The organism is Actinoallomurus sp. CA-142502 (assembly GCF_050936355.1).
Lineage (GTDB): Bacteria > Actinomycetota > Actinomycetes > Streptosporangiales > Streptosporangiaceae > Actinoallomurus > Actinoallomurus iriomotensis.
The window spans coordinates 1183314-1208166 of the sequence record NZ_JBNJMY010000001.1 but is presented as its reverse complement, the minus strand read 5'-3'; the positions used below and the strand labels follow the sequence as shown (position 1 = coordinate 1208166).

At 71.2% G+C, this 24853-nt stretch carries 21 protein-coding genes and 1 pseudogene; 15 read left to right on the top strand and 7 right to left on the bottom strand.

The features are described 5' to 3' along the window. Positions 1-23 precede the first annotated feature (23 nt). The 3 genes from ACQEV1_RS05830 to ACQEV1_RS05820 all read right to left on the bottom strand — a co-directional run bounded on the left by ACQEV1_RS05830 (position 24) and on the right by ACQEV1_RS05820 (position 2904). Positions 24-791, bottom strand: a complete 768-nt coding sequence (locus ACQEV1_RS05830; protein WP_433392056.1) for a class I SAM-dependent methyltransferase — start codon at positions 789-791, stop codon at positions 24-26. Between the two features lie 4 nt (positions 792-795). Continuing rightward, positions 796-1677 (bottom strand): alpha/beta fold hydrolase, encoded by an 882-nt coding sequence (locus tag ACQEV1_RS05825; RefSeq protein WP_433392053.1) that lies wholly within the window; start codon positions 1675-1677, stop codon positions 796-798. Positions 1678-1839: 162 nt separating this feature from the next. Then, positions 1840-2904: a LuxR C-terminal-related transcriptional regulator gene (locus tag ACQEV1_RS05820; protein WP_433392050.1), complete on the bottom strand. Its 1065-nt coding sequence runs from the start codon at positions 2902-2904 to the stop codon at positions 1840-1842. A 208-nt stretch (positions 2905-3112) separates the two neighbouring features. On the opposite strand from ACQEV1_RS05820, the gene ACQEV1_RS05815 reads away from it, so the two are divergent. From ACQEV1_RS05815 to ACQEV1_RS05755, 13 genes are all read left to right on the top strand, one after another. After that, positions 3113-5449 carry a PEP/pyruvate-binding domain-containing protein gene (locus tag ACQEV1_RS05815; RefSeq protein ID WP_433392047.1) on the top strand — a complete coding sequence of 779 codons (2337 nt, stop codon included), beginning with the start codon at positions 3113-3115 and terminating at the stop codon, positions 5447-5449. Further along, a complete protein-coding gene (locus tag ACQEV1_RS05810; protein ID WP_433392044.1) occupies positions 5446-6066 on the top strand; it encodes a gamma-glutamyl-gamma-aminobutyrate hydrolase family protein in 621 nt (206 codons plus the stop codon). The genes ACQEV1_RS05815 and ACQEV1_RS05810 overlap by 4 nt, the downstream gene beginning before the upstream one ends. Next, positions 6063-6821, top strand: coding sequence for a phosphocholine cytidylyltransferase family protein (locus tag ACQEV1_RS05805; protein WP_285631382.1), 759 nt, complete (start codon positions 6063-6065; stop codon positions 6819-6821). Before ACQEV1_RS05810 ends, ACQEV1_RS05805 begins: the two co-directional genes overlap by 4 nt. Continuing rightward, positions 6821-7336, top strand: coding sequence for an adenylyl-sulfate kinase (locus ACQEV1_RS05800; protein WP_433392041.1), 516 nt, complete (start codon positions 6821-6823; stop codon positions 7334-7336). Before ACQEV1_RS05805 ends, ACQEV1_RS05800 begins: the two co-directional genes overlap by 1 nt. Further along, the gene (locus ACQEV1_RS05795) at positions 7333-8562 is read left to right on the top strand and encodes an SGNH/GDSL hydrolase family protein (protein ID WP_433392038.1); all 1230 of its coding nucleotides are present in this window, start codon (positions 7333-7335) and stop codon (positions 8560-8562) included. The genes ACQEV1_RS05800 and ACQEV1_RS05795 overlap by 4 nt, the downstream gene beginning before the upstream one ends. A gap of 282 nt (positions 8563-8844) precedes the next feature. Next, positions 8845-10002 carry an alpha-hydroxy-acid oxidizing protein gene (locus ACQEV1_RS05790; RefSeq protein WP_433392035.1) on the top strand — a complete coding sequence of 386 codons (1158 nt, stop codon included), beginning with the start codon at positions 8845-8847 and terminating at the stop codon, positions 10000-10002. A 727-nt stretch (positions 10003-10729) separates the two neighbouring features. Then, complete coding sequence (locus ACQEV1_RS05785; protein WP_285631371.1) at positions 10730-12193, top strand: sensor histidine kinase; 1464 nt, start codon at positions 10730-10732, stop codon at positions 12191-12193. A 101-nt stretch (positions 12194-12294) separates the two neighbouring features. Then, entirely contained in the window at positions 12295-12714 is a 420-nt protein-coding gene (locus ACQEV1_RS05780; protein ID WP_285578071.1) for a roadblock/LC7 domain-containing protein, read from the top strand. Beyond that, positions 12711-13085, top strand: coding sequence for a DUF742 domain-containing protein (locus ACQEV1_RS05775; RefSeq protein WP_285631368.1), 375 nt, complete (start codon positions 12711-12713; stop codon positions 13083-13085). Before ACQEV1_RS05780 ends, ACQEV1_RS05775 begins: the two co-directional genes overlap by 4 nt. Further along, positions 13066-13671: a GTP-binding protein gene (locus ACQEV1_RS05770; protein WP_432705643.1), complete on the top strand. Its 606-nt coding sequence runs from the start codon at positions 13066-13068 to the stop codon at positions 13669-13671. Before ACQEV1_RS05775 ends, ACQEV1_RS05770 begins: the two co-directional genes overlap by 20 nt. A 67-nt stretch (positions 13672-13738) precedes the next feature. Beyond that, positions 13739-14962 carry a cytochrome P450 gene (locus ACQEV1_RS05765; protein WP_433392029.1) on the top strand — a complete coding sequence of 408 codons (1224 nt, stop codon included), beginning with the start codon at positions 13739-13741 and terminating at the stop codon, positions 14960-14962. Positions 14963-14987: 25 nt separating this feature from the next. Further along, a complete protein-coding gene (locus ACQEV1_RS05760; protein WP_285631359.1) occupies positions 14988-16262 on the top strand; it encodes a cytochrome P450 in 1275 nt (424 codons plus the stop codon). Positions 16263-16342: 80 nt separating this feature from the next. Beyond that, positions 16343-18019 carry a helicase-related protein gene (locus ACQEV1_RS05755; RefSeq protein WP_433392025.1) on the top strand — a complete coding sequence of 559 codons (1677 nt, stop codon included), beginning with the start codon at positions 16343-16345 and terminating at the stop codon, positions 18017-18019. Between the two features lie 27 nt (positions 18020-18046). On the opposite strand, the gene ACQEV1_RS05750 is transcribed toward ACQEV1_RS05755, so the two are convergent. Continuing rightward, complete coding sequence (locus ACQEV1_RS05750; protein ID WP_433392022.1) at positions 18047-18784, bottom strand: helix-turn-helix transcriptional regulator; 738 nt, start codon at positions 18782-18784, stop codon at positions 18047-18049. Between ACQEV1_RS05750 and folE the strand changes: the two are divergent. Continuing rightward, a pseudogene (gene folE / locus ACQEV1_RS05745) lies at positions 18779-19272 on the top strand (GTP cyclohydrolase I). The gene ACQEV1_RS05750 and the pseudogene folE sit on opposite strands and share 6 nt — an antisense overlap. Before the next feature lie 41 nt (positions 19273-19313). Here folE and ACQEV1_RS05740 read toward each other — a convergent pair. Both ACQEV1_RS05740 and ACQEV1_RS05735 read right to left on the bottom strand, forming a co-directional pair. Continuing rightward, positions 19314-20771, bottom strand: coding sequence for a sulfatase family protein (locus ACQEV1_RS05740; protein WP_433392019.1), 1458 nt, complete (start codon positions 20769-20771; stop codon positions 19314-19316). 169 nt (positions 20772-20940) lie between these two features. Further along, positions 20941-21240: a hypothetical protein gene (locus ACQEV1_RS05735; RefSeq protein WP_285631353.1), complete on the bottom strand. Its 300-nt coding sequence runs from the start codon at positions 21238-21240 to the stop codon at positions 20941-20943. 171 nt (positions 21241-21411) lie between these two features. Here ACQEV1_RS05735 and ACQEV1_RS05730 point away from each other — a divergent pair, with 171 nt between their 5' ends. Next, positions 21412-24018, top strand: coding sequence for a DUF4132 domain-containing protein (locus ACQEV1_RS05730; protein ID WP_433392016.1), 2607 nt, complete (start codon positions 21412-21414; stop codon positions 24016-24018). A 37-nt stretch (positions 24019-24055) separates the two neighbouring features. On the opposite strand, the gene ACQEV1_RS05725 is transcribed toward ACQEV1_RS05730, so the two are convergent. Next, on the bottom strand, positions 24056-24730 hold the full coding sequence (locus ACQEV1_RS05725) for a DUF4189 domain-containing protein (RefSeq protein WP_285631347.1): 675 nt from the start codon (positions 24728-24730) through the stop codon (positions 24056-24058). Positions 24731-24853 lie beyond the last annotated feature (123 nt).

Here is a 24853-nt window from a genome sequence, read left to right as displayed (position 1 = left end):
CCTTCGGGGCCGCTGACGATCGCTCAGGAACGTCCCTCGCGTACGGCGGCGATCCACCCGACCGTCACGTACGGGATCTCCAGCTCGTCGACGCCGAGCGCGAGCACGTGCCGGTCGATGTCGGCGAGGATGCTCTCGAACTGCGCCCCGGCCTGACGCTCCAGGATCCCGTGGGACCGCCAGGCGGCGAGCCAGTCCGAGACCGGCACCCGGTGCATGATGGGCTCGCGCAGCACGGTCGGCGTCTCGAACAGCCCGCTCTCCTCGATCACCGGCGCCTGGTCCTCGCGCCGGGTGCCGTACCCGTAGTCGGGAATCTTGGCCCGGATCAGGGCCTCGACCTCCGCCTGCAGGGGGTCCTGCAGGTCGCGGTGGTTCCAGATGCAGGTGAACCAGCCCGGCCGGCGCAGGATGCGGGCCGTCTCCCGCAGCGCCGCCGGGCGGTCGGTCGTGGCGAACGACGAGCCGAAGGTCACCAGGTCGTACGCCCCGGTCGCCAGCCCGGTGTCCTCCCCGATCCCGACGTGCCACGTCACCGTGCCGCCCGCCGTACGGTCCATGCCGATCTCGCGCATCGCCTCGTTCGGCTCGACGGCGTCGACCAGGCATCCGCGCGAGAGGAGGTCGACGGTGAGGTGAGCGTTGCCGGCGCCGATGTCGGCCACGCGCGGCGCCGTCTTCCCGCACGTCGCGACGATGCGGTCGATCGCCTTGGGCGCGTACGGCGGCCGTTGCGTGTACGTCGCCGCGAGCTTGGTGTAGTCCCACTTGACCCGGCTGTCCGTTGTCATTTCGTCAGACCCTTTCTGCGAGATGGTCGTGCCGCGGCGGGTAGGGGATGAACCCGCGCAGCACGTCGATGAACGCGTCGTACTCGTCGGCGTTCACGTTGTGGCCGCTGTTCTCGAACATGCGCAGCTCCGCGCCGGGGATGCGCTGCGCGATCTCGACGGAGAACTCCGGAGCGCAGATCCAGTCGTGGCGGGCGGCGATCACGAGCGTCGGCGCGGTGATCCGGTGCAGGTCACCGGTCACGTCCCAGTCACGGAGATAGCCGCGGTAGGCCGCGTTGATCGACTTGGGCGTGAAGATGAACCGCCGCGAGCGTTCCTCCTCCAGGTCGAAGGTCCGGGAGTACATCGGCCCCATGACCTCGAAGTAGTGCCGCATCTGGTCCGGGCTCTCGAACTCGCCCGCGAAGAGCCGTTCCGCCGTGCGCTGCTGCTCCGGCGTGCCGCGCTCGGCGAGCGTCTCCTGGGCACGCTTGAGGAAACGGTGGTCCGGCGCGGTGACGACCAGGAGCAGGTGGGAGAGGTTCTCGGGGTAGCGGGTCGCGTACGTCTGGGCGACCATCCCGCCGTACGAGATGCCCAGCAGCGCGATCTTCCCCAGCCCCAGATGCCGCCTCAGCGCCTCGACGTCATCGACGTGGTTCTCCATCGTGTACGTCTCCGCCGGGCCGGAGGCCGACCGGCCGCTTCCCCGGTGGTCCACCGAGACGATCTGCACCTGGTCGCTCAGCGGCGAGAGCATGGGCTTCAGACCGGCCTGGTCTCCGCCGGGTCCTCCGGGAAGCGCGAAGAGCACCGGCTTCTCGTGCGTCTCGCGGCCGTTCCGCGCGAGCCCCGAGCCTTCGACGTCGAAGTACAACTCGGTGTCACGAACCTTTGCGTACATGAATTACTCCTCCGCGTTCGACGGGCCGTCGCGTTCCCGCGACTCGTCGTTCGCCGGCGAACGTCACTGAATCCCGTGTCCGCGCCTTACGCGCTCAAACGGCGTCGCGTCGCAGCTAGCTGCCATCCATCCGCCGCGGCAGCTTCCTGACGCCCGCGGCGCTCAGAGCCAGCCTCGGTGCACGGCCTGCACCCCCGCCTGGAACCGGCTGGTCACGCCGAGACGGTCGAACAGCTGGGAGATGCGCCGGCGAACGGTACGGACCGACATGTCCATGTTGCGGGCGATGGCCTCGTCCTTGATGCCGAGGCTGAGCAGCCGCAGCAGCAGCCGGTCGTGCTCGCTGAGTCCTCCGCCCTCGCCGGTGTCGTCGCCGGGGCTCTCGGGGTGCCCGGACTGTGCGGTGCCCGCGGCGAGCGGCTGGGCCCAGGACCAGCAGCTCTCGAACAGGGCCGACAGAGCGTGCACGATGCCGGTGCCCGTGATGACGAGAAGACCCTGGTCGTCGTTACCGGCCGGGATCACGCCGATCGTCCGGTCGACGACGGTTCCCCAGAGCGCCGGACGCGTCGCGGTACGGACCTCTGCGCCCTTGTCGACGAGGTTCGCCATCCGGGCGAGCGCCGTCCGGTCGGCCAGGCGTCCGTGCTCGTAGATCGCGCGGATCGGCAGGCCGCGTTCGAGCGTGCGCCGGTTCAACGCGGAGAAGGCGGTGGCGATCTTCCAGCCCGGCGGGTCGCCGACGTGCAGGGCGAAGATCTCGTGCCGGGCGAGACGGACCAGCTCGCCGAGGCGCAGGCGGGCGGTCGGCATGTCCCGGATCCATTCGATCGCCTCCGGGGGTTCCTGGTGTTCCGTCAGGCGAGCGGTGACGAGCGCTGATAACTCGGCTCCCGCCCGGAGGGCGTCGGCTCGCCGGCGCGCGGCGTCCGCCTCGATGGTGGCGATGGTCCGCTCGACCACGGCGTCCGGTCCGGCGGGCAGCGCCCGGTCCGGGAGGGCGGGATCGGCGGCGAGCAGGCCCTTCGACAGCAGGACCTCGCGCGCCTTCGCGATCACCTCTGCCGGAAGGTCGAGCCGCTCGGCCATCGCCGCGGTGTTCCAGTCGGGATGGCGAAGCCAGAGCCCGTAGACGGCCCGGTCCACCTTGCGCAGACCGAGGGCATCGCGTTCGTCCGGTCTGCCCTCGTCCACGGTGCTCTGTCGGCGGGAGTGCTCTGCGTTCATGGCCATGTTTCCCCGTGTCATCAAGATGCCACCGCTTGAGAACGTCCAGCTGCTGTCAAGGAGAAAGTGATTTGCCGGGAATCGCGGGGTTAAACATGCATGACGTTCAGACGACGGAAAGGTGAACGTCCTACGTGCTGCGGGTGGCCGCGCCGCGGCGGCTCTTCGGCGCACGTACGGCCTTGGAATCCCCCGAGGAGGAAGCCTGATGGCAGCTTTCGGAACGAAGGCCGAAACCTTGGAACGCCTCTTTCCGGTGATCAAGGAAGCCGAAGTCCTGCCGCTGCACTATTTCCGCGTCGATTCCTGGCTGGAGCACGAAGAAGAGGTCCTGGACGCGATCCAGGACCGGCCGTGGGGCAGGGGGGCCCTGATCGTGCGCAGCAGCACCCTGATGGAGGACCACGCCGAGACCCTGATGCCCGGCAGGTACCTCTCGGTGCCGGACACCGTCGGACGCGAGGCCCTGCGGACCGCCATCAGGGCCGTCGTCGATTCGTACCGGGCCGACCTCACCGAGCTCACCGGCCTGGGCGACCAGCACGTCCTCGTCCAGCCCATGGTCGGCTCTCCCACCATGTCCGGAGTGGTCTTCACCTGCGACCCGGGTACCGGCGCGCCGTACGTGGTCGTCAACTACGACGAGGACGGCGACACCGAGGCGGTGACCGGCGGCAGGGCCTCCGGCCTGAAGACCTTCTACCTGTGGCGGCACGCCTCCGCGATGCCGGAGGACGCCCGGCTGCGCCGTGTCGTCGCGCTCGCCCGTGAGCTGGAGGGCGAGCTCGGAACGACGTGCCTGGACATCGAGTTCGCCTTCGACGCCGCCGACCGGCTGTTCCTGCTGCAGGTGCGCCCCCTGGTCGTCGACGCCCTTCCTGGCACCGCCGGACAGGAGACCGCACTCGCCGCGATCACCGCCAAGGTCGAGGCGGCCGGCCGGCCCCATCCGTACCTGCTCGGCGACCGGGCCCTCTTCGGCGTGATGCCGGACTGGAACCCGGCGGAGATCATCGGTACGAAGCCGCGCCCACTGGCCCTCTCGATCTACCGCCGGCTGATCACAGACGCGCAGTGGGCCGAGCAACGCGTGCGCTACGGCTACCGGGACGTGTGCGGATTCCCCCTGTTGCTCGACTTTTATGGACTGCCGTACGTCGACATACGGGCGAGTTGCAACTCGCTCATTCCCGCTGATCTGGACGAATCCCTGGCGGAACGTCTCGCCACTTATTATCTGGACCGCCTGGCCGAAAATCCGGAATTCCACGACAAGCTGGAATTCGACGTTGTCTTCTCCTCCTACTGCTTTGATCTTGAGGACCGGCTGAAGTGCCGGACCCATGGCCTTTTCGACGACGACGAACGCCGGCGGATCGCCGGCTCGCTGCGCGCGCTGACCAACCGGCTCATGCGCCCGGAGCATCCGGCGCGGATCGAGGACCAGGCGAACATCAGGTCCCTGCGCGGTCGCCTGGCGCGGATCCGCGACTCGGAGCTGGATCCGGCCGCGCGCGTCCACTGGCTCCTGGAGGACTGCCGCCGGTACGGCACGCTGGCGTTCGCCGGCTTCGCCCGGCTCGGTTTCATCGCCGTGGAGATGCTGCGGTCGCTCGTCACCCGTGAGGTCCTCGACGAGGACGGCGTCGCGCGCCTGATGGCGTCCCTCGACACGGTGACGAACCGCATGCTGCGCGACCGGACGGTGCTGGCGAAAGAGGAGTTCCTGGCCACGTACGGCTTCCTGCGCCCCGGAACGTACGACATCTGCTCACCGCGCTACGACGAGGCGCCGGACGACTACTTCGACTGGTCGGCCGCCCCGGGCCGTACCGCGGAGCCGGAGGAGTTCCGGCTGCCGCCCGGCGCGCTTCGCCGCGTCGACCGGCTGTCGCGGACGCACGGGCTCGAACCGGACGCCGAGAGCCTGTGGGCGTTCATCACCGGCAGCATCGTCCAGCGGGAGAACTCCAAGTTCGAGTTCACCCGTCACCTCAGCGAGGCGCTGTCGCTGATCAAGGAGTTCGGCGGCCGCCACGGGCTGGACGCCGACGACATGTCCTACGTCGACGTGTCCGTCATCGAGGCGCTGTACCGCGGCGCGGACGAGCCCGGGCGCGCGCTGCGCCGGGCGGTGGACGACGGCCGCGCCCGCCACGAGCTGACGCGGAGCATCGTCATGCCGCCGGTGATCAGCGAGCCGTCCGAGGTCACCGCGTTCCACCTGCCCCGCTACGAGCCGAACTACGTGACGCAGCGAAAGGTCACCGCGCCGGTCGAGGTGGCCGAGGCGGAGCCCGCGCACCTGACCGGGAAGATCCTCCTGCTGCCCAGCGGTGACCCGGGCTACGACTGGATCTTCTCCCAGGGGATCAGCGGCTTCGTCACGCGGTTCGGCGGCGCCAACTCCCACATGGCGATCCGTGCCCACCAGCTCGGCATCCCCGCGGTGATCGGTGCGGGCGAGACGCTGTACGGCCGTTGCGCGGCCGCGCGCGCTCTGACGATCGACTGCCTGAACCACCAGGTCAAGGTCCTGCCATGAGCGAACGAGGAGCCGTGAGCTATGTGGCGGTGAGTCAACGGGTGGTGGTCGACGCGCACGGGACCCGGAACGACGCTCTGGACCGGCGCTGGGCCGCCTTCCTCCTGCACTGCGGGCTCCTGCCCCTGCCGCTGCCCAATGACACGACGGCGGCGCTCGGGGTACTCCGGCGGTCTCCGGTGCGCGGCGTCCTCCTGACCGGCGGCAACGACCTGGCCGCCTACGGCGGTGACGCGCCCGAACGCGACGCCGCCGAACTCGCGCTCCTCGACGCGGCGGAGCGCCGCGGGCTCCCGCTCCTCGGCGTCTGCCGCGGCATGCAGATCCTCCAGCACCGCTTCGGCGTGCCCCTGACGCGAGTGCGGGGGCACGTCGCCGAACGCCAGATGCTCACGGTCGACGGCCGTGAACGCGTCGCGAACAGCTACCACACGTGGGCCGCCACGCGGACCCGTCCCCCACTCCAGGTCTGGGCCACCGGCCCGGGAAAGGTGATCAAAGCCGTGAGACACGAGAATGCCCCGCTCGCCGGGATCATGTGGCATCCCGAGCGGATGACGCCGTTCGCCGAAGACGACCGCGCGCTGTTCCACGACTGGTTCGGGGCGAGCGCATGAAGGGGATCATCCTGGCCGCCGGACGCGGCTCACGACTCGGCCCGCTCACCGACGACCGGCCCAAGTGCCTGGTCCCGCTCGCCGGCCGGACGCTCCTGGCCCGGCAGCGCTCCGCCCTCGCGGGCGCCGGCGTCGACGACTTCGCCCTCGTCGCCGGTTACCGCGCCGAGGTGCTGGCGGGAGACCACTGGCAGGTGTTCATCGCGCGGCGGTGGGCGCATACGAACATGGTTGCCTCGCTGCGGGCGGCGACGGCCTGGCTGCGCTCCGCCCCGTGCCTCGTGTCGTACGGGGACATCGTGTACTCCGCCGAGACGGCCGCACGCCTCGCGCACGCCCCCGGTGAGCTGGCCATCGCCTACGACCCGCACTGGCTCGAACTCTGGGCACGGCGGTTCGCCGAGCCGCTGGAGGACGCCGAGACGTTCCGGCGGACCGAGGACGGATCGCTGCGGGAGATCGGCGGGCGCGCCCGTACGGTCGCGGAGATCGAGGGGCAGTACATGGGGCTCCTGCGGTTCACCCCGGCCAGTTGGGGGGCGGTCGAGACCGTGCTCGGCACGCTCTCACCGGAGCAGCGGGACCGACTCGACATGACGGGTCTGCTGCAACTGCTGCTCGACGCCGGCCAGCGGATCGAGACGGTCCCGTGCGCCGGCGACTGGGCCGAGGTCGACCGCCGGGACGACCTCGAACTGTACGAGTCGCTCACCGCGACGGGACGGCTGGAACTCACCGACCAGGGGAGGCAGTGATGGTCATCTGGTTGATCGGCATGTCGGGGGCCGGCAAGACGACGGTGGGTACGCGGCTCGTCACCCGGCTCAAGGCCGAGTCGCCGAACGTCGTGTATCTCGACGGCGACCTGCTGCGCGACGTATGGGGAGAGTCGCTGGGGCACGACGTCCAGGGGCGGGAGGCCAACGCCGGCCGGGTCAGCCGGCTGTGCGCCATGCTGGACCGCCAGGGCATCAACGTCGTGGCCGCCGTCCTGTCCATCTTCCCGGAGTGGCAGGAGTGGAACCGCGAGACGTTCTCGGAGTACTTCGAGGTCTTCCTCGACGTTCCGATGAGCGTGCTGGAGGAGCGCGACACCAAGGGCCTGTACCAGGCGGCCCGGAACGGCCGGATGCGCGACGTCGTCGGCGTCGACATCCCGTTCCCGCGTCCGCCGAAGCCGGACCTCGTGCTGGAGAGCTGGGGACCCGACGGCACGCCGGACGCGCTCGTCGACCGCGTCCTCGCGGCGCTGCCCGCCGTACGGTCATGAGGGCGCCCACGGTCGTGGCGGCGGTGCTGTACGGCGTGCTGGAGGCGGCCGCGTTCGTACTGGTGCGACGCCTGAGATCGGGCTTCCCCTGGCTCATCGGCCCGCGCGACGAGACGCCGCACATCGCCGCCGACCTGGCGAAGCGACACGGCGAGAAGTCCTTCGACCCGGACCTGGGCTGGTGCCGGCGGCCCGGGGAGACGGGCACCGAGCGGACGACCTCCGGCGAGGTCTCCTTCGCCGTCGACGCCCGCGGGAGGCGGCGCGATCCGGGTTTCGCCGACCTGGACGCGCCGGCCGGCGTGGCGTGCTTCGGTGACTCCTTCACGTTCTGCCGCCTGGTGGGGGACGACGAGACCTGGCCGCACCACCTGTCCCGCCGGCTGGGCGTCAACGTGGCCAACTACGGCGTCGGCAACTACGGGCTGGACCAGGGCCTGCTACGGCTCGAACGCGAGCTGGACTCCTTGGAGGCCGACGTCGTGATCATGGGAGTCGTGCCGGAGACCATCGCCCGGATTCAGTCGTACTGGAAGCACTACTTCGAATACGGCAACACGCTGGCCTTCAAGCCACGCTTCACGCTGGGCCGCTCCGGTCTGGAACACCACCCGAGCGCGGTGCGGGACCCGTCCGAATACGCCGGTTACCAGGATCAGCTGGACCGTATCCGGCGGCTGGACGGGTTCTACCGGAGCAAGTTCCGCCGCGACATCCTGCGCTTCCCCTACCTGCCGCGGCTCGCGCGGCGCTGGCGGCGGCATCTCCCCCTACTCGCGCACCTGGCCGCCGGCCGGCTCACCCGCGACCGGGACGGGGCCTTCCAGCGGGCGTTCAACGTCGTTCTGCGCGACAACGCGCGATGGACCGCACGCCTCTACCGCGAGCCGGCGGCCGTGCGCCTGCTGACCGCGCTGGTCGAACGGTTCGCGGCGACGTGCCGGGACGCGGGCAAGCAGCCCCTCCTGCTCGTCATGCCGCAGGTGGTGGACCTGGAGCGCGCCGACCGGGGACGGGTCTACGGCGACGTCTTCGCCGGGATGCGCCGCCTGCTGCCGGTGGTCGACGTGACGTCGCGTTTCACCGAGGCGGCCGACCCGGAATCCCTGTTCTCGTACGGCAGGCTCGGCCCGCACCCGAGCGACCGGGGAAACGCCCTGATCGCCGACGCGCTGACGCCCGAGGTGGCGTCGATGCTGGCGCGTGTACGGGAGTCGGCCCGATGAGCGTCTCACCAGCGGCGCTCACCGCTCCCTCCACAGGGCCGCGGTGCGGCTGGTCGACCTGAGCGTGGCGGGCCCGGCCTCGGGCGCGGGCCACAAGGCCACGGGCGTCGCCGGGGGCATCGGGGCCCGCGCCCGGTTCGTCTGGGCGAAGTTCCCCAAGTTCGTACTCGGGTACATCGCGATCTCGGCGCCGGCCACCTGGGGCGCCCCGGGGTCGCGGGACAACGGCAGGCGCGCCGTGCGTTCGGATTCGCGCAGCTCACCAGGGGTAACACGCAGATCGTGACAGCATTCGCCGAGTACCAGGACGAGCTGTACGCCCGGGGGCTGACCGGGTGGCAGCCGCCGTACCCCATCAGGTTCGCGGAGCTGGAGGAGAAGGCGTCGGCCGCGATGCCGCCGAAGGTCTGGGAGTACGTGGCCGGTGGGGCCGGTGACGAGCACACCCAGCGGGCCAACTGCGAGGTGTTCAAGCGCTGGGGGCTGTATCCGCGGATGCTGGTCGCCCCGACCGACCGGGACATGTCGGTCGAGTTGTTCGGGGTGAGGTTGCCCTCGCCGGTGTTCATGGCGCCGATCGGGGTGATCGGGGTCTGCGCCCTGGACGGGCACGGCGACCTCGCCTGTGCGCTCGCCTCCGTTCGCACCGGTGTTCCGTTCTTCGTCGGAACGCTGTCGGCGGACCCGATGGAGGATGTGGCCGACGTGCTCGGCGATACGCCCGGCTTCTTCCAGCTCTACACACCGCCGGATCGGGACATGGCCGCGAGTCTGGTGCACCGCGCCGAGGCGGCGGGGTTCAAGGGCATCGCCGTCACCCTCGACACCTGGGTCACCGGCTGGCGGCCTCGCGACCTGCGCGGCTCGAACTACCCGCAGGTGCCCAGCGGCTGCCTGAGCAACTACACCAGCGACCCGGTCTTCCGAAAGAGACTGCGGCCCGGCGACGACCCCACCGAGGTCGCGGTGCGCACGTTGCCGATCTTCGGTGGGCCGTTCCGGTGGGACGACCTGGACTGGCTGCGGTCCCAGACCGAGTTGCCGTTGATGCTCAAGGGCATCTGCCACCCCGACGACGTCCGCCGCGCCAAGGACCACGGCGCGGACGCCATCTACTGTTCCAACCACGGCGGACGACAGGCCAACGGAGGACTGACCACCCTGGAGTGCCTGCCCGACGTGCTCGACGCCGCCGACGGGCTGCCGGTGCTGTTCGACTCGGGGATACGCAGTGGCGCCGACGTCATCAAGGCGCTGGCGTTGGGCGCCACCGCGGTGGGGATCGGCCGCCCGTACGCCTACGGCCTGGCGCTCGGCGGCGTCCACGGCGTCGTCCACGTGCTGCGCTCGCTACTGGCCGAGGCCGACCTGATCATGGCGGTGGACGGCTACCCCTCCCTCAAGGACCTCACCCCCGAGGCACTCCGCCGGGTGGGATGACGGGTCCGCGGGTTCGCGGCCGCCCTTACGTCGGAGGTGTCCGGCCACAGAAAGAGCGACGGCGCGAGGAAGAACGTCGCCGTCATCGGACCTCCTGGCGAACTCCGAATCCATGGGAAACGGCCTCGCTGTCGGACCGCGCACCTCAAGGGACGCCGGCGCCCCGCGCGGCCCGACCGCGTAAGGCTAAACACCGGCCTTTCGCGGAAGTGCTCCGATGTTCGGCCGGTCGCTCAACAGGCGGGCGCGGGCGGCCGACCGCGCGGAACGGACGGACCGCTGGCCGGCAAAGTGTCCCTTCGGCCGCAAAGCGTGGGAATGACACTAATGGATGACGAACCGTAGCGTCGGAACTACGAAACGGCTAATATTTCGTTCCCGCGCGCGGCCCGGATCTCTGTCGGAACCGGGTGGACATCGCGGCTGAGGCGAGGGATCACGACAGACATGCGCGAGCATCCGGGGCGGCAAAAACGAATGGCGCTCGCTTTTTGTCTCCTTCGTCGCCTCCCCGCGCGAGGCACGTCCGAGCCGGCGGCCATCACCACTTCCCGCGCCGTACGGCAACAAAATGCCCGTTTAGCGGCAATTACCTGAGCCTGGGCGGTTTTCCCGACGTACGGTGCCCGGCTCACTCCGGACTGCTCCGATCCCGTACCGACCGCCGACGAGGACCTGATCGATGTCAGCACACGTTCCAAGCCGCCAACGGGCGGAGCGCCCGCCGATGGACCGGACCCTGCTCGTCCTGCTGGCCGCCGTGGTCGTGACCGGCGGCGCCTGCCTGCTGGCGACGGCTTCCGTACCGGCCGGCGATCGCGCACTCGTCGCGACGTACACCGGAGTGGCGGCGCTCGCCCTGTGCGCCACGCTCGCCTTCGCCGCCCATGGGTTCCAGACCGCGCGCCGCCTGCGCGGCCGCGTCGCCACGATGGAGGCCGAACTCCTGCGGCTGGCCGACGAGACGCTGCCCGGCGCGGTCAAGCGCCTGCGCGACGGCGCGTCCTCCGACACCGTCCTCGCCTCGGTCGTGCAGCCGACCGGCTCCGCCCACCGGCGCATCCTGCGGACCCTCGTCGACGAGGTCGGCCGGGGAGAGCGCATGCGCGCGGCCGCCATGTCCGCCTGCGCCAACGCGGCCGGCCGCGTCCAGGCGCTGGCCACCAGCATGCTCGCCGACCTGCGCGAGATGGAGAACCGCCACGACGAGGAGACCCTCGGCGACCTGCTCAAACTCGACCACGCCACCGCTCAGGCGGGACGCCTGGCGGACAGCATCGCCGTGCTCACCGGCGCCCGTTCCGGCCGGCGCTGGACCAAGCCGATCGTGATGGAGAGCATCCTCCGGGGCGCCGTCGGCCGGATCAGCGCGTACCAGCGGGTCCGCATCCACTCGACCAGCACGGCGGCGGTCGCCGGGTACGCCGCCGAGGGCGTCATGCACGCCCTGGCCGAGCTGATGGACAACGCGACCAGCTTCTCGCCTCCCTCCGAGGAGGTGCACGTGTACGTCGAGGAGATCCACACGGGCATCGTGGTGACCGTCGAGGACGGCGGTCTGGCGATGAGTTCCGCCGCGCTCGAGCGCGCGGAGCAGGCGGTGTCCGCGGAGGCGCTGGACCTGGCGACGCTCTCCGGCACACGCCTCGGGCTCGCGGTGGTGGGCTGCCTCGCCCGTAAGCACGGCCTGACCGTCTCCTTCCGCCCGTCCTCGCGTGGTGGCACCGGAGTCGTGGTCATGATCCCCCGGCAGCTCGTCACACAGCCGGCGCCCGAGGCCGCTCCGGCCGGATCTCGCGCCGCGGGCGCCCAGCGCCGTACCGAGACCGCCTCCGGACCGGGTGACGGCGCCCCGGCCGCCACGGCGACCCTCACCGCGCCGGCGAACGACGTCGCCGAGACCGTTGCCGCACCTGACGCCCCCACCGGTGCCGCGGCGCCGGCCGCCTCCGGTACGCCGCAGGCCGAGAGCGACACCACCGGCGAGAACATGATCGCCGGACTGCCGAAGCGCCGAAGGGGACAGACGCTCGCGGCGGCGTCGGCGCCCTCGGAGGCGTCGGCCGACGCGCCGAAGAAGAAGCCTGCCAAGCCCCTTGACCCCGGCGCCAAGTTCACCGCCTTCCGCGAGGCCGGTCGTCGCAAGCGGACAGGGAACGACGCGCATGCCTCCGAGCCAGACGACGCATGAACGCTCGGCTCGCCCGCCAGGCAGGAATGTAACGACGAGAGATTGGAGGCAGGGGGCACGCGTCGGGCGCGCAGACCCGGAGCACTTTCCCCGATGAACCGATGAAGACCACAGATCGCGACCTCGACTGGCTACTGGAAAACCTCCTGGAGAGAACGCCCGAGACCCGGCACGCCCTCGTGCTGTCGAAGGACGGACTCAAGCTCTGCCACACGTACGGGCTGAGCGTCGACCAGGCCGACCAGCTTGCCGCCATCGCCTCGGGCATCCAGAGCCTCGCCTACGGGGCGTCCGCGGAGTTCGGCGACGGCTCCGGCGGCCTCCGCCAGTCCATGACCGAGTTCCACGGTGGACTGCTGTTCATCGTGGAGGCCGGCGAGGGCGCCCACCTGGCCGTCGTGGCGACCGATGAGGCCGACGTCGGCCTGATCGGGCACAACATGCACGAGCTCGTCGAGCAGCTCGGCGAGTACCTGGTCGCCGCGCCCCGGCAGTCGCAGCAGGGCACCGGCGCACGATGACACGGTCCGTCGACAGAGAAGACCCGGACCGCCTGTACATCGTCACCGGCGGCCGCAGCCGGGTGGACGAGAGCTCCATCGACAGCGTCTCCCTGATCGTGAGCGAGTGCGATCCGACGCCGGGCATGCAGTCCGAGCACGTGAAGATCCTCCGCATGTGCACCGGCCCCAAGGCGGTCGTGGAGATCGCGGCCGAGCTCGGGCTGCCGGTCAGCGTCGTGAAGATCCTGTTGTGCGATCTGCTCGACACCGGCCGGATCACCGCACGCCACCCGTCGAGCGCCGCGGCCCCCACACCCGGCCCCGCCAAGACCAGACTCCCCGACCCGACCGTCCTTAAGCAGGTGCTCGTTGGACTTGAAAAGCTCTGACCAGGCCACCGGTGCCGCGCCGCTGCCGAGCACCGTCAGCAACGCGCTGAAGATCGTGATCGTCGGCGGCTTCGGCGTCGGCAAGACGACCATGGTCCGCTCGGTGAGCGAGATCCGGCCGCTGAGCACCGAAGAGATCATGACGCGGGCCGGTGTCGGGATCGACGACGCGGGCGAGGTACGGGGCAAGACCACGACCACCGTGGCGTTCGACTTCGGGCGGATCACCCTGAACGACGAGATGGTCCTGTACCTGTTCGGCGCCCCGGGGCAGCAGCGGTTCTGGTTCCTGTGGGACCGGCTGTTCTCCGGCACCCTCGGCGCGGTCGTCCTCGTGGACACCCGGCGCGTCCAGGACTCCTGGTACGCCATCGACCGCCTCGAGCACCACGGGATGCCGTTCATCGTGGCCCGCAACGACTTCGGCGGGCCGGAGCACCGGCCGGAGGACATCCGGGAGGCACTCGACCTGTCCGAGGACATCCCGCTGATCGACTGCGACGCCCGGGACCGCCAGTCGAGCAAGAAGGTACTGATCACTCTCGTGAACCACCTCTACTCCCTGTCCACCAGAGAACACGTCTGATGACCGAGCGAAGCGAGGGCATCGGAGGCACGGCCCTGTGGTCACCCTCCCCGACGGAGGAGGACTCATGACCGACGGGTCGGTCGACGGGGCGGTCCGCCTGTACGAACGCATCTACAGCGAGCACCCCGCCGCCCTCTACGCGGAGCTGAGGCGCGACCACGGGCCGATCGTGCCCGTCCTCCTGGAGAACGACGTCTTCGCGTGGCTGGTCATCGGCTACCGGGAGCTGCACCGGGTCCTGACCGACCCCCAGCTGTTCCCACGTGATTCCCGCGTCTGGAACAAGTGGGGAGAGATCCCGCCCGACTGGCCGCTGATGCCGTTCATCGCCTACCAGCCGTCGATGTTCTTCGGCGAGGGATCCGAGCACCAGAGCCGGTACGAAGCGGTCGAGCGGGCGTTCGCGAGCATCGACCCGTTCGAGTTGCAGCTCCGGTGTGAGCGGATCGCCGACACGTTGATCGACGACTTCGCGGGCCGCGGCGAGGCGGATCTGCTGGCCGACTACGCGTACTCGATGCCGGTGCTGGTCCTCGCCGAGATGCTGGGCGTCCCCGGCACGCGGCTCGAGTCCGTCGCCAGGGACCTGGTCGAGGCGCTGGACACCGGCGAAGGCGCGCTCGCGGCGCACGGCCGGGTGGTCGCCGCGATGCACGATCTCGTCTCGATGAAGCGCGAGAGTCCGGGCACCGACCTGGCCTCGCGCATCGTGACCACTCATCCCGGTACCGCCGAGGAGATCGCCCAGGACCTGCTCGTGGTGATGGTGACGGGACAGGAGCCGGTGGCGAACTGGATCGGCAACACACTGCGCCTGATGCTCACCGACGACCGGTTCTCCCTGACCTTGTCCGGCGGCCGCCGCAGCGTCGGCCAGGCGTTGAACGAGGTTCTCTGGGAGGACGGGCCGGTGCAGAACGACGTCGGCAGGTGGGCCGCGCGGGACACCGAACTCGCCGGTCGCCGGATCCGGGCCGGCGACATGTTGATCATCGGCATGGCCGGCGCGAACACCGATCCGCACGTACGGCCCGGCTCACCCACGGGGATCTCCGGGAACCAGGCCCACCTGGCCTTCGGGCACGGCAGCCACGGATGCCCGCAGTCCACACGGGAAGCCGCCGAGGTGATCGTCCGAACCGCCGTCGAGGTGCTGCTGGACCGGCTCCCGGACGTCCTCCTGTCCGTCCCCGCCGAAGACCTCGTCTGGCGGCCGTCCTTCCACGTCCGCGGGCTGACGGGGCTGCCGGCGCGGTTCTCCCCCGCGCTGGCCGTCGGCGGACGCTGACCGAAACTGATCGTGGAAAGAGATCATGACCGACCTTGAGCCGGCCCCCGACCACGCCGACACCGGGGCGATGGGCTGCCCGGTCCACACCGACGTGTTGCCGCTGTACGGACCGCGGTTCCTGCGCGATCCGGCGGAGCTGTACCGAGAGATGAGGCAGGAGCACGGGCCGGTCGTCCCGGTGGTGATCGAGGGCGACGTCCCGGCCTGGTTCGTGATCGGCTACCGGGAGCTCCACCATGTGCTGCGCAATCCGGACGTGTTCGCCCGCGACTGCCGCCGCTGGAACCAGTGGCCGAACATCCCGCCCGACTGGCCCCTGATGCCGTTCGTCGGCTACCAGCCCTCCACGCTGTTCGCCGAGGGGGACGAGCACCGCCGCCGGGCGGGCGCTATCAGCGACGGCCTGTTCGGCGTCGATCAGTTCGACCTCCGGATGCAGTGCGAGAGGATCGCGGACGACCTGATCGACAATTTCGTCGAGGCGGGTGAGGTCGACCTGATGGCCGAGTTCGCGCAGCCGCTGCCGCTGCTGGCCGTCGCCAAGATCTTCGGCCTGCCCGAGGCCGAGACGCCCGGCCTGCTGCGGGACATGATGACCACGGTCAACGGCGACGAAGGCGCGCTCGAGGCGTATCAGGGCATCGACGCGACGATGCGGCGGCTGGTGGCGCACAAGGCTGAGCAGCCGGGGTCGGACTTCACCACGCGCATGCTGAACGATCCGGCCGGCCTGACCGAAGAGGAACTCATCGCCGACCTGGTCCTGGTGATCACCGCCGCCCAGCAGCCGATGGCGTACTGGATCGGCAACACCATCCGGCTGATGCTGACCGACGACCGGTTCTCGGTGAACCTCGCGGGCGGGCGCCGCAGCGTCGGCCAGGCGCTCAACGAGGTGCTGTGGGAGGACACCCCCACGCAGAACTACCTGGGGCGCTGGGCCTCCCGGGCCATCCAGCTCGGCGGGCAGCAGATCAAGGCCGGCGACCTGCTCGTCCTGGGCCTCGCGGCGGCCAACAGCGACCCGCAGGTACGGCCCGACCCGGAGTCGGTCACCGCCGGGAACCACGCCATGCTGTCGTTCAGCCACGGCGAACACCGGTGCCCGTATCCGGCGCCGGAGCTCGCCGAGGTCATCTGCCGGGCCGCCGTCGAGGTGCTCCTCGACCGGCTCCCGGACGTGCTGCTGGCGGTGAGCCCCGAGGAGCTGGAGTGGTCGCCGTCCGTGTGGATGCGCGGCCTGGTCTCCCTGCCGGTGACGTTCACCCCGTCGTACGTGGCCGGAGGCGCCGGCTGAGCATCCCGTCCCCGGAGAAATGTCGGCCCGTCTCACTAGTCTCGCCACCCTGAGTAGTCACCCGACCACCAGGGGGAGTCATGACGGGTCACGACCCCACGATCGAGCGACGTCAGGCCAGGCGGGAGGCATCGCGCCGGCGGCGCGACCTGGAGCGTGAGGCGGCGGCGCGGGCCCGGGTGCGCCTCGCGGCGCGGACGACGCCGCCGGAGCGAGTGGTCCTCCACCTGGGCCCCACCAACTCCGGCAAGACCCACGACGCGATCGAGTTCCTCGTCGCCCAGGCCGTGCGGGGGCGGTCGGGCACGTATGCCGCTCCCCTGCGGATGCTCGCCCGTGAGGTCTACGAGAGGCTGCGCGCCCGCCTTCCGCACGAGCGCGTCGGCCTGGTCACCGGCGAGGAGCGGATCAACCCGCGGGCCGATGTCGTGTCCTGTACCGCCGAGTCCGCCCCCACCGGCGGCGACGTGCTCGTGCTCGATGAGGCGCACTGGCTCGCCGACCCCGATCGAGGCCATGCCTGGACCCGGCTGCTGCTGTCCGGGTCCCACCGTCACATCCATGTCGCGGCCGCCCCCGAGGCCGGCGCCGTGCTGCGCACCGCCCTCGCCCAGGCGGGCCACCTCGAGATCGCGCGGCACTCGCGGCAGGCCGAGCTCACCCACGCACCCCCGATGAGCCCCGGCACGGTTCCGGCCGGCTCGGCCGTGCTCGCGTTCAGCCGCAGGGCGGTGCTGGCCCTGCACCGCGAGCTGATCGATCACGGCCGCCGCGCCACCGTACTGTACGGCGCCATGCCGCCTGGGGCGCGCCGGGAGCAGATCCAGCGATTGGTCGCCGGCGAGGTCGAAGTGATCGTCACGACCGACGTCATCGGGCACGGGATCAATCTGCCGCTGCGCGCGGTGGCCTTCGCCGAGACCGGCAAGTTCGACGGCACGAAACGGCGCCCGCTGCGGTTGTGGGAAGCCGCCCAGATGGCGGGGCGCGCCGGCCGGCGGGGCCTCGCCGACGCCGAGGGCCGGGTCGCGGTGTACGCCGGCGGCATCCCCGGGTTCGCGCCGGACGCCGGGCTCGTACGCGCCGCCGTCGCCGTGGCGAACGGCGCGCCCTCCGACCTGTCCATCGACCGGGCGCACCTGCGCCCGGACTGGTGCGAGCTCGGCGACCCCGCTCCGGCCGAGATCCCGCACGCCCTGACCGGCTGGCGGAAGGCCGCCCGCCATGCGGTCGGCGCACGGCCCTGGTTGCGTCCCGCCCCGATCGATCCTCTGCTCTCGATGTGGCAGGCGGCCCGCGCCGCGGTCCGCGCCCGCGCGACGGTGGACGCCTCGTGGCCCGGCGACGGGGCGACGGTGTGGCGGCTCATGACGTTACCCGTGGACGCGGGCGGCGCCTTCCCCGCGATCGCCTCCGCGGTGCTGACGGACGGCTCCCTGCGGGGGATGCTTCGTCCCGAGTCCGCGGTCGCCCGGATGAGCCTCGACGAGGCGGAGCGCCACGCCGCGATGATGCGCGACCTGGGTGCGGCCGGCCGCTCGTTCGGCGTCGTCGGCGGCGTGCACCCCGAAGAAGCCTCGGCCGGAGAGGAGGCGGCGTCCCGCCGCGTCGTCGAGCTGGTCGCCCGGCGCAGGCCCCTCACCGACGCGTCGCTGTGCGCGTCCTGCGGCCGTCCCTGCGCCCCGTGGTTCCAGCGCTGCGACGACTGCCATCGAGCCGCACTCGACTGGTACGACGACGGACCACCGGCGTGGTGACGGCCGCCACAAGCCGCGCGCCGCTCGCTATGCACCGGACGGTGCTCCTGGCTGCCGGGGGGCCGCGGGTGAGATCCGGACACAGCACTCGCCGGGGGTGGGGGCCGGGACCGCCCGCAGGCCGGTGGCCCCGACGCCGTCGAGATAGCCGGTCAGGAAGGCGTGGTTCATGGCGCACACGAGGTCGGGCGCCTTCGCGGTGAGCGGTTGGAAGGGGCAGTTGCGCAGCCGGAGGCGGGTCGTGGTCTCGCGGAGCGGCTCGAAGCCGTGCCGCTCGAGCATGCGTTCGCAGAACGTCAGGCCCCGCTCCGCCCCCAACCGTCCTGGACGGGTCGCCTGCCGCTCCGCCTCGCCCAGGTCGCGGCCGCGTACCCCGGCCACCCGCACCGCGGCCTGCCGGGCGTCCTCGGCCCTGCCCTCCGTCAGGACGGCCTCCATGAGCAGGTCGGCGAGGAACTCATGGCGACGATCGGGAATGGAGAACTGGACCGCGACGCCGGAGGGCTCGTACAGCTTGGGCCGGCGGCCGACCCGACGCAGGCCGTCCGTGTGCTCGTAGTGGGCGCGCAGCAGGCCGGCCTCGACCAGCTTGTCCAGGTGGAACGCGGCCAGTTTCCGGGAGACCCCGACGCCGGCGGCCGCCTCGTCACGAGTCACGGGCCGGCCCGCGCGGCGTACGACGGCGTACATCCGTCGCCGGGTCTCCTCGCTCAGCACGCTGACGGACTCGAGGGCGCCGAGCGGGCCGCCACGCAGTTCCTGCACGCGCTCGGCATCCGCACCGACTCCGAGAGCCTGCGGCGTACGCCCGCGCGGATGGCCCGGGCGTACGCCGAACTGTTCAGTCCTCGTCCGTTCGACCTGACGACCTTCCCCAACGACGAGGGGTACGACGAGCTCGTGCTGGCCCGCGCCATCCCGCTGCGCTCGGTCTGCGAACACCACCTGCTGCCGTTCGTCGGCACGGCGCACGTCGGCTACCTGCCCGGCCGGCGCATCCTGGGTTGTCGAAGCCGGCCCGCGTCGTCGAGCACTTCGCCTGCCGGCTCCAGGTGCAGGAGCGCCTGACCAAGCAGGTGGCGGACTGGCTCCAGGAGCATCTGGAGCCCCAGGGCGTGGGCGTGGTGATCGAGGCCGAGCACACCTGCATGACCCTGAGGGGCGTGCAGGCCACCGGCTCCACCACTCTGACCTCCACACTGCTCGGCGCGCTGCGCACCGACGCCCGCTCCGCGGCGAGTTCCTCGCCCTGACCGGGCTGTCCGGCTGACGCTCCGGCGGCCCCGGCTCCGGCTCAGTTGAGGCGGGCGGCGACGGAGCAGCGACGGCTGCCGTGGCAGGTGCGCAGACCGTGGAGGGTCCGTTGCAGCTGCGCGAGCCGGGCCGGGGGCAGGGTCGCCACCGTGTTGTCGAGCTCGTACGGATCGGTGCGCAGGTCGTAGTACTCCCGCTCGCCGTCCTTGTACTCGACGTAGAGCGCGTCCAGTGTCCGGATCGCGGTGTACGAGGGCGGGTTCCCGCTGGCGGGCCCGGGCCGGTCGGGATCGTCCTTGGACAGGCTGGGCCCGTGGTGCTCGACGAGGACCGCGCCGGGCGCGCCGGCGTCGCGTTCGCCACGGAGGAGCGGGACCAGGCTTCTGCCGTCCACCGACGCCGGGACGGGCGTCCCGGTGAGGTCCTCGAAGGTCGGAGCCAGGTCGGTGTTCTCGGCCAGCGTGGCGTCGGTGCTGCCCGCCCGTACGCCGGGACCCACGACGACGAGCGGCACCCGGATGTCGGTGTCGAAGGCGGTGGTCTTGCCGGGCATGAGCCGGTGTTCGCCCATGTGGTAGCCGTTGTCGGAGCTGAACACGAAGTAGGTGTTCTGGGACAGGCCACGCGCCCGGAGGGTGGCACGGAGCCGGCCGACCATCCGGTCGACCGCCTGCACCGACTGCACCCGCCGGACGTACTGGGCGTCGATCGAGGTGAGCTGGCCGTGCTTCAGCTTGCGGTAGCTGCGCAGCCACCGCGGCTTGTCGGCGACGTCGCCCTCGTTGAACGCCGGCCCGCGGGGGGCGCGCGCGTCCAGGAACTTGTGGGCGTCACGTGGCGCCGGAGTCGCCGGCAGGTGCGGCGCGAAGGAGGCGATCTCCAGCAGGAACGGCGAGCGGTCCGCCGCCGACCGGTCGATGAACGCGGTCCCCTTCGCGGACAGCACGTCGGTGAGGTAGTCGGCGGGCGCGGTGCCGCCCGTGCTCAGCGTGCCGTTCTCGTTGAGGATGTAGTGGAAGCCGCCGTAGCCGCCGGTGCCCACGCCGTCCCACTGGCTCCACCCGGGCGGCACGTAGGCGGTCCTGTCGTAGCCGTTGAGGTACTTGCCCATCATCGCGGTGCGGTAGCCCTTCGCCCCGAGCGCGATCGCGAAGGTCTGGCGGTCCTTGCCTGTCTTGGTGAACTTGTCGAAGCCGCCGTTCGGCCCGCTGTTCGTGTAGACGCCGGTGTCGTGCGGGAACTGCCCGGTGAAGATGGAGGAACGGGACGGGCAGCAGAAGGAGTCGGTGACGAAGTAGTTGGTGAAGGAGCGGCCCTCCCGCTGGAGCCGCTGCACGTTCGGCATGTACCGGAGCAGGTCCGTGGACAGGTCGTCGGTGAGCACGAAGACGATGTTCGGCCGCTCTGCCAGGGCGGGCGTCCGGCTCCCGGCACCACCCTTCCGGGCCTGGAGGGGATGAGCGGCACACCCCATCAGCGCCAGAAGCAGACAGATCACGATCGTTGGGACCACAGGCCGGAAGCGGAGCACGAGCGGCCAGCCAAGCGCATCCGCCCGCCCCGCGACACCCCAACCGCCGCCGTGCGGCCATTGTTCATCCCCGCGCCGATTCACGTTTCCGTCCCGGCCCCGAAAACCGACCGGCACGCGGTGCGAGCGGCCCGCTTCACCAGTCGTCGCCGGTCTCCCTCTGAGGGGTGGTCCACTCGTCGAGAGTACGGAGGAGACGCGGGCCGAAGGCGAGAAGAGTCAGCAGCACGTTGGAGATGAGGAGTGCGAGCACCGCGTAGCGGAGCCGGTCGGCCCGCTCGAGGCGGCAGACATCGGCGAGGGGAACGCCCGCGCTGTCGCTCGAACAGCCGTGCGGTGGAATCACCAAGAGGTATCCGACCCACAGCCAGCAGCCGACCATGAGGATGCCGAGAATGACGGCGGGAGTGTTGATGGTGCGTTGCGGTCGCGACATCGGCGAGGCTTCCCGGGACTCGACTATGGACTCGTATGTGCGGCACTGACGTGCCTACCGGCTGAGAGGCGTCTTGTCGACAGCCGCCCGGCGTCGCCTGCACGGCGGCTGTCGGCCGCCGGGTAGATGACGGAGCGCGAATGTCGGCGGTGGCCGCTAGGTTCCGGTGCCATGGTCGAGACGGTGGGCGTTCCGGTCGAGTGGCGTGAGTGCATCCATCCGCGGCGTGGCGGTGTCGCCGGGCCGGCGGTCGTTCTGGACGAGGACGCCGCTCGGCGGGCGCGCGAGTGGGAGCGGGCGGCACGCCCGATCGTCGACGAGATGCTGGAGCACGAGGACACCGACCCCGAGCTCGGCGAGGCCGTCCGGGCCTGGCTGGACGGCGAGCCGGACCCGGTCGGCGCGGCCGCCGTCGCCGCGGTGGCGGTCAAGTATCTGCAGGGTGTCGAGGGTGCGGCCTTCCTGGACGCCTGGGTGCTGGACCACGGGCTCGCCTTCGCCGCCTGTGCGGTCACCGAGGCGTCCTCCATCGCGCTCGGTCCGGCGCCGCGACGGGTGGCGCCGGGTCCCGGCGGCGTCATCCGGATCGCCGCCTACGCCGGTCCGGGGCCCAAAGGGTGGCGCGGCGAGATCCGGCGCATGAACTCCTACGACCACGTCCGCGTGGACCAGTGGATCGCCGCGGACACGGTGGCCAAACGGCTCCGCGCGCTCCTGGCGGCGGCTCCCGAGGGCGACTACCGCGACGCCGTCACACGGCTGTCGGCCCGTCGTGGTGACGCGTTGAGGCGCTGCACGGTCTCCTACCTCATCCCCACCGAGACGGCCTGGATGGACGAGTCTTTGGACGACCCCTCCGGTGCGCGGGTCCTCGACCACGAACACGTGGTCTGCTCCCTGTCCACCGCCGCGCACGTCGGCCGGATCGGCTGGATACCGCCGACTCCCGCCATACTCGGGACGCTGCTCGACGGGCTGGGCGCGGACGCTCTCCCCCTGCTCGAAAGGGCGCTCAGGTACCCCTACACCAACGCCGACGAGACGCGCCCGGTCGTACGCAGGGCCCTCCTGGAGGTCGCCGACGAACGGCTTTTCCCCATCCTGCTCGACGACATGGGCGAGAAGGGCGGGCCCGCCGCCTTGCAGGAGGCGGCCGAGCGCCACCCGCTGATCGCGCTCCGGGCGCTGGCGCCGCCGGCCGACAACGGCACGACGCGGGGGCTTCGAGCGGCCGGGCTGCTGCGGAGCCTGCTGTACGCCCGGCCCGAGCTCGCCGAGGCGCTGCCGTCCGGGGCCGTCGAGGCGTTTCTGCCGCGACCGGCCGTCCCTGACTGTGACGACCTGCCCGAGGCCCTCGCGGGCCGGCCGGCCCGCAGCGCGAAGGTGGACTGGGCCGACCCGGCGCTGCTTCCGCGGATCCTCACGCGCGACGGCGACCGGGCCCTGCCCGCGAACGCGACCAGGTGCCTGCTGCACCTGCTCGCCAAGAAGGCGCCCGAGGTCGCGGCGGTTCGCGACTTCTGCGACCGGCACTCGCTGGCCGAGTTCTCCTGGGCCCTGTTCCAGCGCTGGTACTCCCTCGGCGCGCCCACCCGGCACAACTGGGCGCTGGCGCAGCTCGGCCTGATCGGCGACGACACGACGGTGCGGCGGCTCAGCCCGCTGGTCAAACACTGGCCGGGCGAGGGCAGCGCCGGCCGGGCCATCGCCGCGCTGGACGTCCTCGCCACGATCGGCTCCGACGTCGCCCTCACCCACCTGTTCGAGCTGACCCGCCGGGGCAAGTACAAGGGGCTCAAGGCCAGAGCGGTGCAGAAGATCGACGAGATCGCGGCCGCCCGCGGCATCACGCCGGAGGACCTGGCCGACCGCGCCGTGCCGGACTTCGGCCTGGACGCCCAGGGCACCCTCGTCCTCGACTACGGCCCGCGCCGCTTCACCGTGACCTTCGACCAGCAGCTCTCACCGCTGGTCGTCGAGCCGAACGGCAAGGTGCGCAAGAGCGCACCCAAGCCCGGCCCCAAGGACGATCCGGCCCTGGCACCGGCCGCGCACGCCCTGTTCACCGGCCTGAAGAAGGACCTGCGGACCATCGCCGAACAGGAGATCAAGCGCTTCGAGCTGGCCATGATCAAACGGCGGAGCTGGACGCCGGACGACTTCCACGCCCTGTTCGTCACTCACCCGCTGCTGGGGCACATCGTCCGCCGGCTGGTGTGGATCACCGACGGCGGCGTCTCCTTCCGCGTCGCCGAGGACCACTCCTACGCCGACGTCGACGACGACCTGTTCACCCCGGCGCCGGACGCCCGCGTCGGCATCGCCCACCCGATCCTGCTGGACGACGCCCTCGGCGCCTGGACGGAGCTGTTCGCCGACTACGAGATCTCGCAGCCGTTCGAGCAGCTCGGGCGCCCCGTCCACCGGCTCACGGACGACGAGCGCGCCGCGCACCGGCTCGCCCGGGTGGAGGGGCTCGTCCTCTCCTACGGCAAGGCCAGGGGCCATTCGCAGGGGCGCTGGGAGTCCGTGGACGCCGACGGCGATTTCACAGGCGGGTGGCTCGCCCGGCGCGACCCCGCCGGCCTGTACGTCGTGGCGGGCCTGAGTCCCGGCCTCCACCACTACATGTACGGCGAAGGCGAGGACCAGGAGATCAGCACACTGTGGGCGGGTCCGGCCCCCGCCTACTCGCCGAAGGACTCGGTGCCGCTCGGCGAGGTCGATCCGGTCACGATGAGCGAGGCCGTCCACGACCTCGTCCGCAGCGCCCACTGAGCGGTCCGCGCCTCAGGGAGCGCGGACCGCCGGTTCGCTACCGGGTGGTGCACACCCAGCTGATCCAGTGGCCGCCGCCCGCGTTGGAGATGGCGTCCCGCTCGGCCGCGGCCTTCGTGGAGCCACGGCCGCCCCAGTACCGGTTGGTGTGGGGGTTGAACGCGACGGCGCCACAGGAGTTGACGAAGGTCACCAGGACCTTGCAGCCGGAGCGGGGGCACTCGTTCAACGCCCGCTTCGAGGCGGCGCTCGAGCTGCTGTAGTCCCAGGACTTGCCGACGCTGCCGTCGCTCGCCACGGCGATGGCGCCCCAGTGCTGCGCCGGCGGCGAGTACGTGTCCGGGGGCGAGTAGGTGTCCGGCGGAGAGTACGTGTCGGGCGGAGAGTACGGCGTCGAGCTGGGGAACGGCGGCGGGGTGAAGGTGGGCGGCGTCGGAATGTCCAGCGTCGGCGCGGAGGCCGCCCGCTTGCCTCCCGAGGCACCGATGTCGAAGCCCCACCACAGGATGGCGCCGCCGCCGAACAGCACCACCACGGCCGCGATGATGATGATCACCGCAGCGTTGTTGTTGTTCGGCCGCTGCGGTCCGGGCGGTCCCGGCGGCCCCCATCCCGGCGGGCCGGGCGGCATCGGTGGTCCCGGCGGCCCGGGCGGCGGCGGAGGCCCGTACGCGGGCGGCGGGCCGCCGTACGGCGGCTGCGGGGGTTGCACGGTGACCCACTCCCCAGATGTGTCAATGTCCGGAAGATCGTAGCGTTTGCCTCATCACTGCGAAGCAGAACTAGGACGCCATTTCCGGCAGATCGGTTCCGATCTCCTGGCGTCCGAGAACTT